The organism is Variovorax sp. 160MFSha2.1 (genome assembly GCF_048305075.1).
GTDB classification, from domain to species: domain Bacteria; phylum Pseudomonadota; class Gammaproteobacteria; order Burkholderiales; family Burkholderiaceae_C; genus Variovorax; species Variovorax guangxiensis.
Genome location: NZ_CP157624.1, coordinates 1,134,810 through 1,149,294 on the forward strand (window position 1 = coordinate 1,134,810; position 14,485 = coordinate 1,149,294).

At 69.4% G+C, this 14,485-nt stretch carries 14 protein-coding genes; 5 read left to right on the top strand and 9 right to left on the bottom strand.

Annotated features, from left to right (window positions below; all coding sequences use genetic code 11):
- Positions 1-204 precede the first annotated feature (204 nt).
- Together lpxC and ABL838_RS04920 are read left to right on the top strand one after the other, a co-directional pair.
- Positions 205-1,128 (top strand): UDP-3-O-acyl-N-acetylglucosamine deacetylase, encoded by a 924-nt coding sequence (gene lpxC, locus ABL838_RS04915; protein WP_165909589.1) that lies wholly within the window; start codon positions 205-207, stop codon positions 1,126-1,128.
- A gap of 18 nt (positions 1,129-1,146) precedes the next feature.
- Positions 1,147-1,323, top strand: coding sequence for a hypothetical protein (locus tag ABL838_RS04920; RefSeq protein WP_019656766.1), 177 nt, complete (start codon positions 1,147-1,149; stop codon positions 1,321-1,323).
- Positions 1,324-1,348: 25 nt separating this feature from the next.
- Here ABL838_RS04920 and ABL838_RS04925 read toward each other — a convergent pair whose 3' ends face one another.
- Positions 1,349-2,308 carry a LysR family transcriptional regulator gene (locus ABL838_RS04925; RefSeq protein WP_418124500.1) on the bottom strand — a complete coding sequence of 320 codons (960 nt, stop codon included), beginning with the start codon at positions 2,306-2,308 and terminating at the stop codon, positions 1,349-1,351.
- A 116-nt stretch (positions 2,309-2,424) separates the two neighbouring features.
- Here ABL838_RS04925 and glyA point away from each other — a divergent pair, with 116 nt between their 5' ends.
- A complete protein-coding gene (gene glyA / locus ABL838_RS04930; RefSeq protein ID WP_418124502.1) occupies positions 2,425-3,750 on the top strand; it encodes a serine hydroxymethyltransferase in 1,326 nt (441 codons plus the stop codon).
- A 19-nt stretch (positions 3,751-3,769) separates the two neighbouring features.
- Here glyA and ruvC read toward each other — a convergent pair whose 3' ends face one another.
- Positions 3,770-4,333, bottom strand: coding sequence for a crossover junction endodeoxyribonuclease RuvC (gene ruvC, locus ABL838_RS04935; RefSeq protein ID WP_126021404.1), 564 nt, complete (start codon positions 4,331-4,333; stop codon positions 3,770-3,772).
- 150 nt (positions 4,334-4,483) lie between these two features.
- On the opposite strand from ruvC, the gene ABL838_RS04940 reads away from it, so the two are divergent.
- Positions 4,484-6,562, top strand: a complete 2,079-nt coding sequence (locus ABL838_RS04940; protein WP_418124503.1) for a tetratricopeptide repeat protein — start codon at positions 4,484-4,486, stop codon at positions 6,560-6,562.
- Positions 6,563-6,702: 140 nt separating this feature from the next.
- Here the strand turns inward: ABL838_RS04940 and ABL838_RS04945 are convergent, their stop codons facing one another.
- Together ABL838_RS04945 and ABL838_RS04950 are read right to left on the bottom strand one after the other, a co-directional pair.
- Entirely contained in the window at positions 6,703-7,692 is a 990-nt protein-coding gene (locus ABL838_RS04945) for a phosphatidate cytidylyltransferase (protein WP_418124505.1), read from the bottom strand.
- A 10-nt stretch (positions 7,693-7,702) separates the two neighbouring features.
- The gene (locus tag ABL838_RS04950) at positions 7,703-8,581 is read right to left on the bottom strand and encodes a lysophospholipid acyltransferase family protein (protein WP_418119179.1); all 879 of its coding nucleotides are present in this window, start codon (positions 8,579-8,581) and stop codon (positions 7,703-7,705) included.
- A gap of 9 nt (positions 8,582-8,590) precedes the next feature.
- Here ABL838_RS04950 and ABL838_RS04955 point away from each other — a divergent pair, with 9 nt between their 5' ends.
- Positions 8,591-9,010 carry a DUF2809 domain-containing protein gene (locus ABL838_RS04955; RefSeq protein ID WP_418119180.1) on the top strand — a complete coding sequence of 140 codons (420 nt, stop codon included), beginning with the start codon at positions 8,591-8,593 and terminating at the stop codon, positions 9,008-9,010.
- Here the strand turns inward: ABL838_RS04955 and mtgA are convergent.
- The 5 genes from mtgA to ABL838_RS04980 all read right to left on the bottom strand — a co-directional run bounded on the left by mtgA (position 8,976) and on the right by ABL838_RS04980 (position 14,317).
- A complete protein-coding gene (gene mtgA / locus ABL838_RS04960; RefSeq protein WP_184634748.1) occupies positions 8,976-9,719 on the bottom strand; it encodes a monofunctional biosynthetic peptidoglycan transglycosylase in 744 nt (247 codons plus the stop codon). The two genes, ABL838_RS04955 and mtgA, sit on opposite strands and share 35 nt — an antisense overlap.
- On the bottom strand, positions 9,720-10,568 hold the full coding sequence (aroE, locus tag ABL838_RS04965) for a shikimate dehydrogenase (RefSeq protein ID WP_418124507.1): 849 nt from the start codon (positions 10,566-10,568) through the stop codon (positions 9,720-9,722).
- A 59-nt stretch (positions 10,569-10,627) separates the two neighbouring features.
- Positions 10,628-11,482 (bottom strand): energy transducer TonB, encoded by an 855-nt coding sequence (locus tag ABL838_RS04970; RefSeq protein ID WP_184634750.1) that lies wholly within the window; start codon positions 11,480-11,482, stop codon positions 10,628-10,630.
- Between the two features lie 49 nt (positions 11,483-11,531).
- Positions 11,532-13,598 carry a ribonuclease catalytic domain-containing protein gene (locus ABL838_RS04975; RefSeq protein ID WP_418119183.1) on the bottom strand — a complete coding sequence of 689 codons (2,067 nt, stop codon included), beginning with the start codon at positions 13,596-13,598 and terminating at the stop codon, positions 11,532-11,534.
- A gap of 125 nt (positions 13,599-13,723) precedes the next feature.
- Positions 13,724-14,317, bottom strand: coding sequence for a YqiA/YcfP family alpha/beta fold hydrolase (locus ABL838_RS04980; protein ID WP_184634753.1), 594 nt, complete (start codon positions 14,315-14,317; stop codon positions 13,724-13,726).
- Positions 14,318-14,485 lie beyond the last annotated feature (168 nt).

Below are 14,485 nucleotides of genomic sequence, written 5' to 3' on the forward strand. Positions count from 1 at the left end.
GCCGGACGCAGAGGGCACGAGAGGGCGTAAGGGGCACAGGGACGACCCGAAAGGGACGTCTGCTGGCTCTAGGCGCTGCGCTCGCCTCGTGCCCTTTGCGTCCATTTCGGGCCAATTCGAAGGAATTGCATAGAACCCATGTCTATCGGTGCCATAGCGAGGGGCATAGGCCGCCACGCCCGTCGCGCGCCTAAAATCCCGGCCGTGCTGCAACAACGAACCCTCAAGTCCATCAGCCGCGCCGTGGGCGTGGGGCTTCACAGCGGCCAGCGCGTGGAGCTGACGCTGCGGCCGGCACCGGCCGACACGGGCATCGTGTTCCGCCGCGTCGACCTGCCGGAGCCGGCCGAGATCCGCATGACGGCCGAGTCGGTCACCGACACGCGCCTGGCGTCCACGGTCTCCACCGGCGGCGCGAAAGTGCAGACCGTCGAGCACATCATGTCGGCCTGCGCGGGCCTGGGCATCGACAACCTCTACATCGACATCACGGCCGACGAAGTGCCGATCCTCGACGGATCGGCTTCCTCGTTCGTGTTCCTGCTGCAAAGCGCGGGCATCGCGCTGCAGAAGGCGCCGCGCCGCTTCATCCGCGTGACCCGCAAGGTCGAGGTGCGCGAAGGCGAGGGCGCCAACGAGAAGTGGGCGAGCCTGGAGCCCTATCACGGCTACAAGCTGAGCTTCGAGATCGACTTCGACCACCGCGTCGTCAACTCCACCGGCCAGCGCGTGGAGTTCGACCTGGGCACCGGCTCGTACAGCCGCGACATCGCGCGCGCCCGCACCTTCGGCTTCACGAAGGAAGTCGAGTACATGCGCAGCAAGGGCCTCGCGCTCGGCGGCGGCCTCGACAACGCCATCGTGATGGACGACACCAAGGTGCTGAACGAAGGCGGACTGCGCTACGACGACGAGTTCGTGAAGCACAAGATCCTCGACGCGATGGGCGACCTGTACATCATCGGCAAGCCGCTCCTGGCCGCGTATACCGCCTTCCGCTCGGGCCATGCGCTCAACAACAAGCTGCTGCGCGAGCTGCTCTCGCACAGCGACGCCTACGAGGTCGTGACCTTCGAGGACGAGAAGCGCGCCCCGCGCGGTTTCGGCGAAGTCGCGCGGGCCTGGTAGGCCGCTCGTTCCTCTCACATGCTTCTGTTCCGCTGGGCCATCCTGCTGCTGCTTCTGGTGGCCGGCGTGTGCTTCGCGTTCTACGCGGGTACGGGCCAGGTCAAGTACCGGCGCATCGGCTGGATCGTGCTGAAGTGGACGTTGCTGGCGGCATTCGGCTTCTTCGCCGTGCTGATCGCGGAGCGGGTGGCGTAGAGCCGGCTATCCCGATAGCAGGCTTTCAGCCCGCTGCCAGCGCCTGCAATGCCTGCACCTGCCGCGCTAGCAGCGGCCCCTTGCGGTGCGCAGGCACCAGCAGCATCACCGTATCCCCCAGCGCTTTCGGCCGCCCCCAGGGCGCATGCAGCCTGCCTTGAGTGAGCAACGGTGCGACGAGGTGCTCGCGGCCCATCAGCACGCCTTCGCCGTCCAGAGCTGCCTGAAGCGCGAGGCTGTAGAGCGAGAAATCCGGCCCTGCAGCCAGTGCCTCGGCTTCGGCCGCCTTGATGCCGGGCCGCACGGCCTGCAGCCAGCGCTGCCAGTCGTCGCGCCAGACGGTGTCGTGCAGTCCGCCGCTGCGCTGCAGCAGTTCTGTCAGATCTTCGAGTGCGCGTGGACGGCCGCTGGGCAGGGGCTCGCGCAGGCGCGGACTGCACACGGGCAGCAGTCGGTCGCGCACCAGCGGGATCGCCTGCGCGCCTGCCGCAGTCTCGATGCGTTCGCCGGCGCGCGCATAGAACAGCCCCAGATCGAAGGGCTCGCGGCGGAAGTTCGGTGGCTGCTCGAGTGCCGTCACCGACACCTGCACGCCGGGCAGCTCCGCCTTCAGGCGCGACAGGTGCGGTGACAGCCACAGCTGCGCAACTGCCGGCAGCGCAGCCACCTGCAGCGTGCTGCGGCGCGCGGCGGTCTGGGTCTCGTGGCGCAGTGCCTGCACGGCCAGGCCGAGCTGGTCGACGGCCGCGCTGAGGGCCGGCAGGGCGCGCCGCCCGTGTGCGCTGAGGCGGATGCCCTGGCTGTGCCGCTCGAAGAGCGCGCCGCCGGCCCATGTCTCCAGCGCCTTGATCTGCTGCGCGATAGCCGCCGGCGTGACGAAGAGTTCTTCTGCCGCGCGCGCGAAGCTGCCATGGCGCGCCGCCGCCTCGAAGGCGCGCACCGCGGTGTGCGGCGGCAGGCGTGGGCGGGGTGGTGCGAGCGGCATGGGCAGATCCTTCAGGCCAAGTTTTTCTACGGCTCGGGGCCAGATTATCCGGTTTGCCCCGTCGGCGAGGGCAGGCGACGATGCAGCCATCCCCCTTTCATAGCGAGATCCGCCACATGCCTGCCGCCGCCCTGCAACGCCGCCCCTGGGTTCCCGCCGCCAGCGAGGACCATGTGCTTTCCATCGCCGCGGACGCCGCCTCGCGCGATGCTGCAGGCGTGGCCGCCGAGATCGAACGGCTGGTGGCCGACAACCACCGCATCCACGACGTCGACGGCCTGAACCTCAACCCCGCCACCAACGTGATGAACCCGGCCGCCGAGGCGCTTCTGTCGCGCGGACTGGGCTCGCGCCCCTCGCTCGGCTATCCGGGCGACAAGTACGAGATGGGCCTGGAGGCCATCGAGCGCATCGAGGTGGTCGCCGCCGAGCTGGCGGCCGAGGTGTTCGGTGCGAAGTTCGCCGAGGTGCGCGTGAGCTCGGGCGCCCTGTCGAATCTCTACGTGTTCATGGCGACCTGCCAGCCCGGCGACACCATCGTCGTACCCCCGCCCAGCATCGGCGGGCACGTCACGCACCATGCGGCAGGCGCCGCAGGGCTCTATGGCCTGAAGCCGGTTTCCGCGCCGGTGGATGCCGACGGCTACACGGTCGACCTCGCCGCGCTCGCGAAGCTGGTGCGCGAGACAAAGCCCAAGCTCGTCACCATCGGCGGCAGCCTCAACCTGTTTCCGCATCCGGTGCCTGCGATCCGCGAGATTGCCGACAGCGTGGGCGCGAAGCTGCTCTTCGACGCGGCGCATCTCTCGGGCATGGTGGCCGGCAAGGCATGGCCGCAGCCGCTGGAGCAGGGTGCCCATGCGATCACCATGAGCACCTACAAGAGCCTGGGCGGACCGGCGGGCGGGCTGATCGTGTCGAACGACACGGCGCTGATGGAGCGAATCGACGCCATCGCCTATCCCGGCCTCACGGCCAATTCGGATGCGGGCCGCACGGCGGCATTAGCCCGTGGCCTGCTCGACTGGAAGGTGCACGGCATCGCTTACGCGGCCGCGATGCGGGAGACCGCGCAGGCACTGGCGCGCGAACTCGATGCACGAGGGCTGCCCGTGTTCGCGAAGGCGCGCGGCTTCACGCAGTCGCACCAGTTCGCGCTGGAGGCCGCGCGATGGGGCGGCGGCCAGCGAGCGGCGAAGAAGCTCGCGAAGGGCGGCCTGCTGGCCTGCGGCATCGGCCTGCCGATGGCACCCGTGGAAAGTGACATCAACGGCCTGCGCCTCGGCGTGCCCGAGATCGTGCGGCTGGGCTTCACGCCCGGCGACATGCCCCAGCTCGCTGACTGGATCGCACGAGCCCTCGACGGCGATGCAGCATCGGTTGCAGCCGAAGTGCGCGAGCGCCGCAAGCGCCTCGGCGAGCTGCGCTACATCGTGCGCTGACGCAGGCAGCCGCTTCGGCTCAGCGCGAACGCCCCTGCCGGTAGGTGCCGGCAGGCAGCGCCGCGGAACTCTTCGATGCCTCGGCCGCTTCGGCCAGCCGTGCCATCGAACGTCCCACCTGCGCATGCGTGATCGCGATGCCCAGCGCATCCGCCGCGTCGGCGCCCGGCAGGCCCGGCAGGTCGAGCAGGCGACGCACCATCTCCTGCACCTGCGCCTTGGCGGCCTGGCCGTGGCCGGCCACCGCCTTCTTCATCTGCAGCGCGGTGTACTCGGCTACCGAGAGATTGTTGGTGACCAGCGCGGTCACGCAGGCGCCGCGCGCCTGCCCCAGCAGCAGCGTGGACTGCGGGTTGACGTTGACGAAGATGATTTCCACCGCCGACGCGTCGGGCTGGTAGCGCGCGGTGATCTCCGCGATGCCGTCGAACAGCACCTTGAGGCGCGCCGGCAGGTTGTTGCCGGTGCCCAGGTGCCGGGTGCTGATGGTGCCGCTGGCCACGTAGCGCAGCGCATGGCCGTCCGCGTCGACCACGCCGAAGCCGGTGGTCTGCAATCCGGGGTCGATGCCGAGAATGCGCATGAAAGGAAACGTAAAGGCCTAAGCCTGGGAAAAGATTGTCAAAAGAGTTGCGAGGAGGGGGCCGAAAGCCGGCTGATCGTGGGCAGAATGCGCCCCGGTCCGTACCGTCCGCCCCGCCCCGCGCGGGGCGCGCCATTCAAGGAAGCGAATGTGAATGTAGTCGAGTCCTCCGCGCAGCAGCAACTGGACGAGGTGCAAGCCTTGATCGCGCGCCTGCAGATGCACCCCGCCGAACGCGCGGCCGCCAGCTTCCGGCGCATCGAGCTGCTGGACGACCTGGGCCGCCGCAAGGAAGCGGTGGCCGCCAGCGTCAGGCTGCTCGACGAGTTCGCGGCGAAGCCCGAGGTCGGGGTGGTCGTGCCCTGCTGCCAGGCCTTGCGCCTGCTGGCCCACATGCTGCGCCAGCTGCACCGCCCCGCCGATGCGCTCGCCACGCTCGACCGATTGATCGCGGCGCACGGCCAGCGCCCCGAACCCGAGATTCGCGAGCACATCGCCCACGCGCTCTACCAGCGCACCTGGTGGATCGACGAGCCTGCCGCGCGCTGCGAAGCCTGCGATGCCATGAGCGAGCTGCTCGACAGCCAGCCCGACGCCGCCTTCGACACCTGGCGCGTGGAGGCGCGGCTGCTGAAGGCAGAGGTCGAGCACCACCGCGGCCTGCCGCAGGACGCACTGGCCACGCTGGAGGCCGTCATCGAACGCTTCGACGGCAGCACCGACCCCGGCGTGGTGCTGCGCGTGGCGCGTGCGCGCCTGGCTTCGGTGCTGAACCTGCGCGAGTTGGCACAGCATGCGCAGGCGCAGGTGATGTGCCTCGCGGTGGCCGACCAGATCGAGGCCGGCCTGGCCCATGCGGCGCCCGAGCTGCGCATCGAGGGCGTGCGCGCGCTGACGCTCTTCTTCGACGGCTTCGGCATCGACGAGCATGCGAACCGCGCCGAGCTGGTCGGCTGGCTGCTCGAGCGCTACGGCCACGATGCCTCGCCGCAGGTGCGGCGCATGGCGGTGCGCCGCGCCTACGACTGGTCGGTGGGCCTGCGCGAGTCGGACGACGGCGAGGCCGCGCTGGCCGCCTGCGAGCGGCTGCTTGCCACCTTCGGCGCGGACACCGATCCGGTGGTGCATCGCACCGTGGCGAGCGCGCAGCTCAACAAGGGATTCGTGCTGCTCGAACGGCTGGGCCGGGCCGATGAAGCGCTCGCCGCATACCAGCAGCTCGCGAGGCAACTGCAAGGTACGCCCGCGTCCGAGTTGCAGGACACGCTGGCCAAAGCCCTCGCCGGCCGGGAAGCCTGCCTCAAGCGGCTGCGCAAGGCCGAGGCCGGAGCTCATTTGCCGGAACTGCCGGCGGAGCTGCGCGACGAAGTGCGCGACAAGGTCCGGCAGGGCCGCAAGCACGGTGATGCCGGCGAATTGCAGGAGGCCGTCGCGCTGTTCGACCAGGTGCTGTCCGCGCACACCGCGTCGCCGCATCCGGAGCTGCGGCGGCAGTGCGCGCGAGCGCTGGTGCACAAGGCCTTCTGCCTGATCGCCCTCGAACGCTTCCACGAAGTGGTCGCGGCCGCCGATGCGATCGACGTGTACTACGGCGCCGACCCTTCGACCGAGATGCAGGAGACCGTTGCGCAGGGCCTGCAATACAAGAGCACCGCGCTGGACCGGCTCGGCCTGCACGACGACGAGATGCGCGTGCACGACGAGATCGTCGCGCGCTGGGGCAACTCCGAGCTGCCCGACCTGCGCGGGCGCGTGGTGGGCGCGCTGTTCCGCAAGGGCGCGACGCTGCGCCAGGCCCGCCAGCTCGAGGCCGCGGTGGCCTGCTACGACGAGGCCATCGCGCGTACCAGCAGCGCGAGGGAGGGCACGCTGCAGCTCTGGGCCGCCAAGTCGATGATCAACAAGGCCAGGGCGCTCGACAAGCTGGGCGACCCTGCCGGGCAGATCAAGGCCTATCGCACTCTCATAGCCCGCTTCGGCGATTCGGGCGACGCCGCGCTGCGCGAGCGTGTCGTCAATGCCTGCGAATGGCTCGCCGAGGCCGAAGGTCGCCAGGGCCGCGTGGAGGCGCAGCGCGCGGCCCTAGAAGCCGCGCTGGGGCGCTTCGGCACCGCACTATCGGCCGAGCAGCGCACGCGTCTCACGCGCGAGCTGCAGGCGCTGAAGGCGAAGGCACTGGGCCGCAAGGCGAAGGAAGTTTTCGGCCGCGTGGTGCGGCGCAGGGCCTGAGGCCGCCACCCAACCCGATCCGTCTCAGGCTTTTTTCCAGGAATACCGCGGAACCGGCTTTGCCGGGCCGCAGGTATTGCCCCCTGCAAGGGGGTTGGCGAAGCGACACGAAGTGCGCGCAGCCTGGGGGTTTGCCTAGTTCACGCGTTGAAGTACCAGCGGATGGAGTGGAAGAAGATGGGGGCGGCGAAGCACAGCGCGTCGACGCGATCCAGCAGCCCGTTGGCGCCCGTCACGCCCGCATCCTTGCGGCCCCAGTTCGGAATGCCCCGGTCGCGCTTGAGCGCCTTCATCACCAGGTGCCCCATCGAGCCCGAGATGCAGGCGATGACCGACACCGCGAGCGCCTGCCCGAACCTGAAGGGCGTGATGAACGAGAACAGCGCGCCCACCAGGCTCGCCACCGCGATGCCGATGGCCCAACTGGTCCAGTTGAAGCTGCGGCTCACGTTGGGCGCGAAGGGCGCGCGCTGCATGCGCCGCGAGATCAGGTGCTGCACCAGCACCGAGGTCTGCACCACGAACACCAGGAAGAACACGAGGAACGCGCTCTTGCCCTCGTAGCCCGGAAAGCTCAGCAGCAGCAGCGCCGGCACGTGGCTCATGCCGTAGACGCAGACCATGATGCCCCACTGCAGCTTGGCGTTGCGCTCCAGGAACTGGCTCGGGTCGTTGGCCAGCGCGCTGGTCACCGGGATCGCGAGGAACACGTACACCGGGATGAACACGGTGAAGAGGTCGAAGCGCGCGGTGGCCACCAGCCAGAACTGGATCGGCAGCACCACGAAGAAGGCGAGGATCAGGCTGCGGTGGTCGCCGCGCCGCGTGGGCGACAGCGTGATGAACTCGCGCAGCGCGAAGAAGGAGATGAGCGCGAACAGCACCGTGGCCACCGTCTCGCCGAGCGCCCAGCCGATCCAGAAGACCACCGCCATGAACCAGCTCGTGCCCAGCAGCTTGCGGAAGTGCGCCAGCTCGGCCTGCCAGGCGGCGTCGTGCACGGGGTTGCGCTTTTCCCTGAAGCTCAGGAAGAAGGCGGTGGCACTGACGATCGCAAGCACGCCGAAGATGATGAGAAAGAGCGCCGCGACCTGCTGGGTCGGGCTGAGGCTGCGCAGGAACTGGTTCATGTCGTCGTCGTCAGACGTCGCGCAGGGCGATCACGGCGGCGCGCGCCCGGTCGAGGAAAGGGCGGCGCTCCTCGCCTTCCTCCACGCGCACCGGCGCGCCGAAGGTGACGGAGCACAGGATGGGCACCGGCACGATCTCGCCCTTGGGCATGACGCGCTGCACGTTGTCGATCCATGCGGGCACCAGTACCACGTCGGGGAACATGGTGGCCAGCGTGTAGAGCCCCGACTTGAACTTCTGCGGTTCGCCGGTGTGGCCGCGCGTGCCCTCGGGGAAGATGATGATCGAGTCGCCGCTGCGAAGGGCTTCGACCAGCGGGGCCAGCGGATCGGAGGCAGGGGCCGCCGGCGTGGGCGCGGGTTCGGGCGCCGCGGGCGGGGGTGGTTCGGGAGACGGCGCAGGCGGCGGGGCAGGGGGCACGGGCAGGTCCAGCTGGCCTTGTGCGCCGGATGCTGCTTCGACGGGCGGTGCCGGCGGGGTCAGGGGCAGCAGCGGCTCCATCGAGGGCTCGATGCGATCTTCCAGTGGCCGGGCGGCAGGCGCCGGCGGCGCAACCTCGGGAGCGGCAGGAGTCGCCGGCGCTGCAGGAACTGCCGCAGGCGCTGCCGCGGCCTGCCGCTCCACGTACACCGCGTTGAACACTTCAGTCGTGATCCAGCGCTTGACCGGTGTGTTGGCCCAATAGTCGCGCGCCGCGATGGGCCGCGTGATGCTGCGCAATTCTTCCGGCAGCGCCGCCCAGATCATCACCAGGTCGGCATGGCTCTGGTGGTTGGCGAAATAGATGCGCTGCTCGGCCTTGGGCGGACAGCCGTACCAGCGCGCCTGCGCGCCCGTGAGCAAGCGGACGATCCCAAGAAGCAGCCAACCCGTGAGCTTTGCCAGCATATGGGCGCGATGATACGGGCCATGCGATGGCGTTTCGATCCTCTTTCACTGGCGTGGGCGGTGGCCCTGTTTCTTGTATTGCTGATGCTGGCCACCGTGGGTGCGCGCTGGGGCTGGCTGCGCAGCTTCTTCGGCGACGTGCTGGCCGTGGCGTGGGTGTATTTCGTGTTCAAGACCGCGATCGGCGCGCGTGTGCTGCCGCTGGCGCTGGCCGCGCTGGGCGTGGGCCTCGCGGTCGAACTCGGACAGTACCTCGCGGCGACGTGGCACCTGCACATTCCGAACCGCGCGCTGCGCATCGTGCTCGGCAGCACGGCGGACTGGTGGGACGTGCTGGCCTACACCATCGGCTTCGCCGGCGTGCTGGCCATCGAGGGCCTGCGCGGCGGGTTCCTCAGGGCAGCTCGGCCGCGGGCATCCGCGCCATGACGGTGGAGGCGCGCCCGCTCAGGTAGGGCGAGCCCGGGCGCCGTTCGAAGAACTTGGGGCTGGGCAGCATCACCGCGAGGCGCGCGGCCTCGTTGGCACTCAGGCGCGAGGCCGGCTTGCGGAAGTAGTACTGCGACGCCGCCTCGGCGCCGAACACGCCTTCGCCCCACTCGACGTTGTTGAGGTAGATCTCCAGGATGCGCCGCTTGTCCAGCAGCACCTCGAGCAGCGTGGCCAGCACCAGCTCCTGGCCTTTGCGCAGCATGGTGCGCTCGCCCGACAGCAGCAGGTTCTTCGCGAGCTGCTGCGTGATGGTCGAGCCGCCGCGCAGCTGCACCGGCCGCACCGGCTTGCCGCGCGCTGCCGCACGGGCCGCGCGCTTGGCGGCCAGCTCTTCCGCCTTGGCGTTGCGCTGGCGCGCGCGCTCGATGGCTTCCCATTCCACGCCGTTGTGGTCGACGAAGCCGGCGTCCTCGCTGGCGATGACCGCGCGCTTGAGCGTGTCGTTGATCTGCCAGTAGGGCACCCACTCCTGCCGCCAGCCGCCGCCGCGGCCTTCATGAACGGCGATCTGGAAAGCCTCGGAGCGCTGGAAGGCAGTGCTCTGCGGATCGACCACAGCCATCGCCGCGATGCGCACCACGAAGAAGAGCTGCAGGGCCAGGCCCGCCACCGCGAGGCAGGCGATCAGGCGCAGCACGGCCTTCATTTATTTCAGCTCGGCCCGGATCTCGGCCAGCACCTGTGCCGAAGGCGGCCGGACGCCGCGCCAGATCTCGAAGGACTCGGCCGCCTGCTCGACCAGCATGCCGAGCCCGTCGCGCGCCACTGCGCCGTGCGCCTCGGCCCAGGCCATGAAGCCTGCTGCGGCCGGGCCGTACATCATGTCGACCGCGAGCCCGCCTTCGCGCAGCACGCTGGCCTTCACCGGCACCGCGTCGCCCGCGAGGCTCGAGGCGGTGGCGTTGACCACCACGTCGAAGGCGCCCGGCACTTCGTCGAGCGCCCAGGCTTCGAGCGATGCGCCGTGGCGCAGCGCGATGGCCGCATGGCGGCGCACCAACTCGACGGCCTTGTCCACGGTGCGGTTCGCGACCACGACGCGCGACGCGCCCGCATCGAGCAGCGGCCCCAGCACGCCGGCAGCGGCGCCGCCCGCGCCGATCAGCAGCAGCGCCTTGCCCTGCAGCGGCACGCCCGCGTTGCGCACGATGTCGTTGACCAGGCCGATGCCGTCGGTGTTGTCCGCACGAATGCCGCCATCGGCCTCGAAGCGCAGCGTGTTGACCGCCTGCGCGAGAAGGGCGCGCTCGCTGGTGTGCTGCGCGAGCGCCGCGGCCTCGAACTTGAATGGCACGGTGATGTTGCAGCCGAGCGCGGCGTCGCCGCGCTCGGCGGCTTCGCTGCGGAAGGCTGCGATGCCCTCGGCGAAGGCACCGAGCGGAATGAGCCGCCGGCCGTATTCCAGCTGCTGGCCGCACAGCTGCGCAAAGCGCGCGTGGATGCGGGGCGAGCGGCTGTGCTCGACGGGGTTGCCCATGACGCAGTACAGGTCCATGGTGTCTGCCTTTTCTGGTTGCGCCTGCCGTTGCGGTGCGGCTGTTTTCCGGATTCCGGTTACTGCGAGGAGAGTTCGACCGAGCCGTCGTGCGAGAAGCGGAAGTGCGGGCGGATCACGATCTGGTCCGCGTGCTCCTTGCGCATCGCGTCGGTGAAGGTGCCGAAGTTGCCCACGCTCGCGACGATGGCCTGGGCCCGCTTGTCGAGCACGGCCTGGCCCGAGCTTTCGTCGATCACGGTCGAGAGCAGCCGGCCATCGAAGTTGACGGTGATGGTCATGGTGAGCTCGCCGTAGAGCTTCTTGCCGGCCAGCGTCGGGAAGTTGGCCGTTCCCTGCGCTTCCACCCGGCGGCGCAGCGAATCGACGTAGGTGGCGAAGGCGGCCTCGCGCGTGAAGGGGCTGAGGTAGCGCTTCTTGGGACGCGCGTTCTCCTCGTTCACGCGGCGCTCGATCTCGGCCAGCAGGTTGATCATCTGGCGGCGCTTTTCCTCCTGCGCCTTGGCCTCGGCCGGATCGCCGGCGTTGCGCGGATCGGGCGCGGGCATCGCGGCCAGGTCGCGCTTGAGCTGGGTGAGCATCTGCATCTGCTCGGCCTGCATGGCGTCTACCTTGCGCTGCGCGTCCTCGAACGAGTCGCCCACGGTGGTGAAGCTCGACGGCGGCAGCGGGCTGGTGGCGCGGCCCTTGTCGAGGTCGCCGCCGCCCGCGAGCGAGGTCTGCGCGCGCAGCCGCGCGGCGGGGTCGGGACGGTCGTTGGTCTTGGTGTTGACCAGGATCACCTCCAGCGGCGTGTCGCTGAAGACCTTGTTGAAGGATTCGGGATCGACGAATCGCACCGTGAGCAGCGCGGCGTGCACAACGACCGACACGCCCAGTGCGATCTGCAGCGTGCTGAGGTCCTTGAAGTTCATTCTCTAGACTCCTCCAGGGGCCGCATTTCTCCGGACGATCCGCCGGGGTTCATGCAGGCGTGTTTTCTTCGGGTGCTGCCTCGCTGTCGTTCAGGTCGACGGCGATGGCGATCGGGCCCGCAACCACTTCTTCCTCGCCGTCGTCGCCTTCCTCCTCGGCGGATGCGCCGGCCTTCGGCGCGTCGAGGCGCTCGAGCACCGTGCCGCTCACGTCGAGGGCGATCTCGTCGATCTCGCCGAGCTTCACGCGCAGGCGCGCGCCGCGCTCCTGCTGCCCGGCCACGGGGAACACCAGCGGCAGGGTGTCGGCACGCACGAGCGCGCCATTGGGCATGTCCTTGATGACGGTGGCCTCCAGCTCGGTGATGCCCTGCTGCTGCAGGTACTTCAGCGTCCAGAAGCGCTCCATGCCGCCCTGGTAGGCGTTGTACGCGGTGTAGGCCGCGTCGAAGCCCGAGAGAATCGAGAACAGGTCTGCGTCCTTCGGCTTGAAGGGCGCGGCCAGCGCGGCGGTCTTGCCGTGGCGTGCGGCGGCGATGATCTGCCACTGGTTCACCAGGTCGGTGTAGCGGCGCAGCGGCGAGGTGCTCCAGGCGTAGCTCTTCACGCCCAGGCCTGCGTGCGGCAGCGCGCGCGTGCCCATGCGCACCTTGATGCCGGGCGCGAGGCTGGCCTGGCTGCGGTAGAGACCCGGCACACCGAGCTCGCCGAGCCAGCCGCCCCAGCTGCTGTTGGCCAGGATCATGGCTTCGGACACGATCAGGTCGAGCGGTGCGCCGCGCTGGCGCGTGCTGATCTGTACCTGCTCGCCGCCGGTGGGCTCGGCGCCGTCGTTGCCGACGAGGCGGAAGTTGTAGTCGGGCCGGTTGAAGCTCTCGGGTTTGCCGCGCACGACCTCGCGCTGCGCCTTCAGCTGCTTCGCCAGGCGGAACAGGAACGACAGGGGCGCGCGCATGCGGGCCGCGGCGTCGGGTGTGCTGTCGGCATTGAAGGCGGCGTCTTCCAGCCACTGCTGCGTGACGACGGTGTCGAGCTGGTCGTGGCGCAGGTTGGCCACGATGGGCACGCGCTCCAGTTTCGTCTCGGTGCCCTGCAGCTCCAGCGTGGCTTCGTCGAAGCGCGCGTAGAGCGACACGGCCGGGCGGTCGCCGCCTTCGAGCAGCGTGTAGGTGTCGACCACCTCGTCGGGCAGCATCGTGATCTTGTAGCCCGGCATGTAGACCGTGGACATGCGCGCACGCGCCACGTTGTCGATCGGGCTGCCGGGCGTCAGCGCGAGCGCCGGCGCGGCGATGTGGATGCCGACCGTGACGGTGCCGCTGCCCAGGCCCTGCACGGAAAGCGCGTCGTCGATTTCGGTGGTCTGCGAATCGTCGATGGAGAAGGCCTGCACGCCCTCTGCCAGCGGCAGGTCGTCCGCGATGGCGGGCGCCGCGAGCGCCGGGAAGCCGGTGCCCTTGGGGAAGTTCTCGAACAGGAAGCGGCGCCAGTGGAACTGGTAGGGCGAGTCGATGGCGCCGGCGCGTTCAAGCAGGTCGAGCGGCGGACGCTGCGTGGCGCGCGCGGCCTCGACCACGGCCTTGTATTCGGGGGCGTTCTTGTCGGGGCGGAAAAGGATCTTGTAGAGCTGTTCGCGCACCGGAGCCGGGCACACGCCCTCGGCGAGCTGCGCCGCCCACTCGGCGATCTGCGCCTGGATGGCCTTCTTCTTCTCGATGGCGGCCAGCGCCTGCTGCACGATCTCGGCCGGCGCCTTCTTGAAGCGGCCCTTGCCGGCGCGGCGGAAGTAATGCGGCGCCTCGAAGAGCGCGAACAGGGCTGCGGCTTGCTGGGCGAGCGAGGGCTTCTCGCTGAAATACTCGGCGGCCAGCTCGGCGAAGCCGAATTCGCCCTCGGGGGCGAACTCCCAGGCGAGGTCGAGGTCCATGCCGGCGGCGAGCGCGCGCCCTTCGGCGATCAGGTCGGCGGGCGACGGCTTCTCGAAACGAAGGACGATGTTGGCGCCCTTGACCTTGACGCGCTTGCCGGTGTCGAGCTCGACCTGCGCCGATGCTTCGGCCTCCGACAGCACGCGGCCGCCGAGGTACTTGCCGGCTTCTTCAAACAATACAAACATCCGTCGATTGTCCCACGCGGAGTCAGGCTCACCCCCAGGCTTGCCCACTTCGTGTGGCCTCCCACCCCCTTCCGGGGGCGACACCTGCAGCCCGGCGAAGCCGGTTCTGCGGTGTCCCTGGAAATTCAAACGGGGTTGATGAAGGCCATCACGTCGTCCAGGTGGGCCTTTTCGAAGTCGGACAGGGCATGGTCGCCGCCTTCGAGCAGCTTGATGTTGCTGTCGGGGTAGCGTGCCGACATCTCGTGCCAGTCGAGCGCCTCGTCGCCCTTGGCGATGATGGCGAACACGCGCTCGGGCCGGGTGAGCGGGCCGACCTCCATGGCGCGCAGCTCGTGGATGTATTCGGGGCGGAAATAGAAATGCTCGGCCGGGTCGTGCCAGGCGGTCTGGTCGCCGATGTAGAGCATGAGGTCGCGCGCGGGGTGCACGGCCGGGTTCAGCAGCACCGCGCGGCAGCGCGTCATGCCGGCCACGTAGGTGGCGTAGTAGCCGCCCAGCGACGAGCCCACCACGGCCATCGACTTGCGCGGCCAGTGCGCGATGCCCTTCATCACCATGTCGATGGCATCGTGCGGCGACGGCGGCAGCTGCGGACACCACCATTGCAGGTTCGGATGCCGACGCGCGACGCGATCCGCGACGATCCGGGCCTTGGTCGAACGAGGCGAAGAGCGGAAGCCGTGCAGGTAGAGCAGGTGGGTTGTTTGCGGATCCATGCGAGGAAAGGAAGGGCGGTGCGGCGGTGGTGCCTCGCTTGCCGGGAACGGGTAATTCTGCATGAGGTCTGTTCTCGCGAGGCCGCTTCCGACATACAAAAACCGGCTGGTCGGGTTCGTCGGCAAGGCCGCAGCCTGCCGGGGCCCGGGGCGCACCGGCGTTCCGCA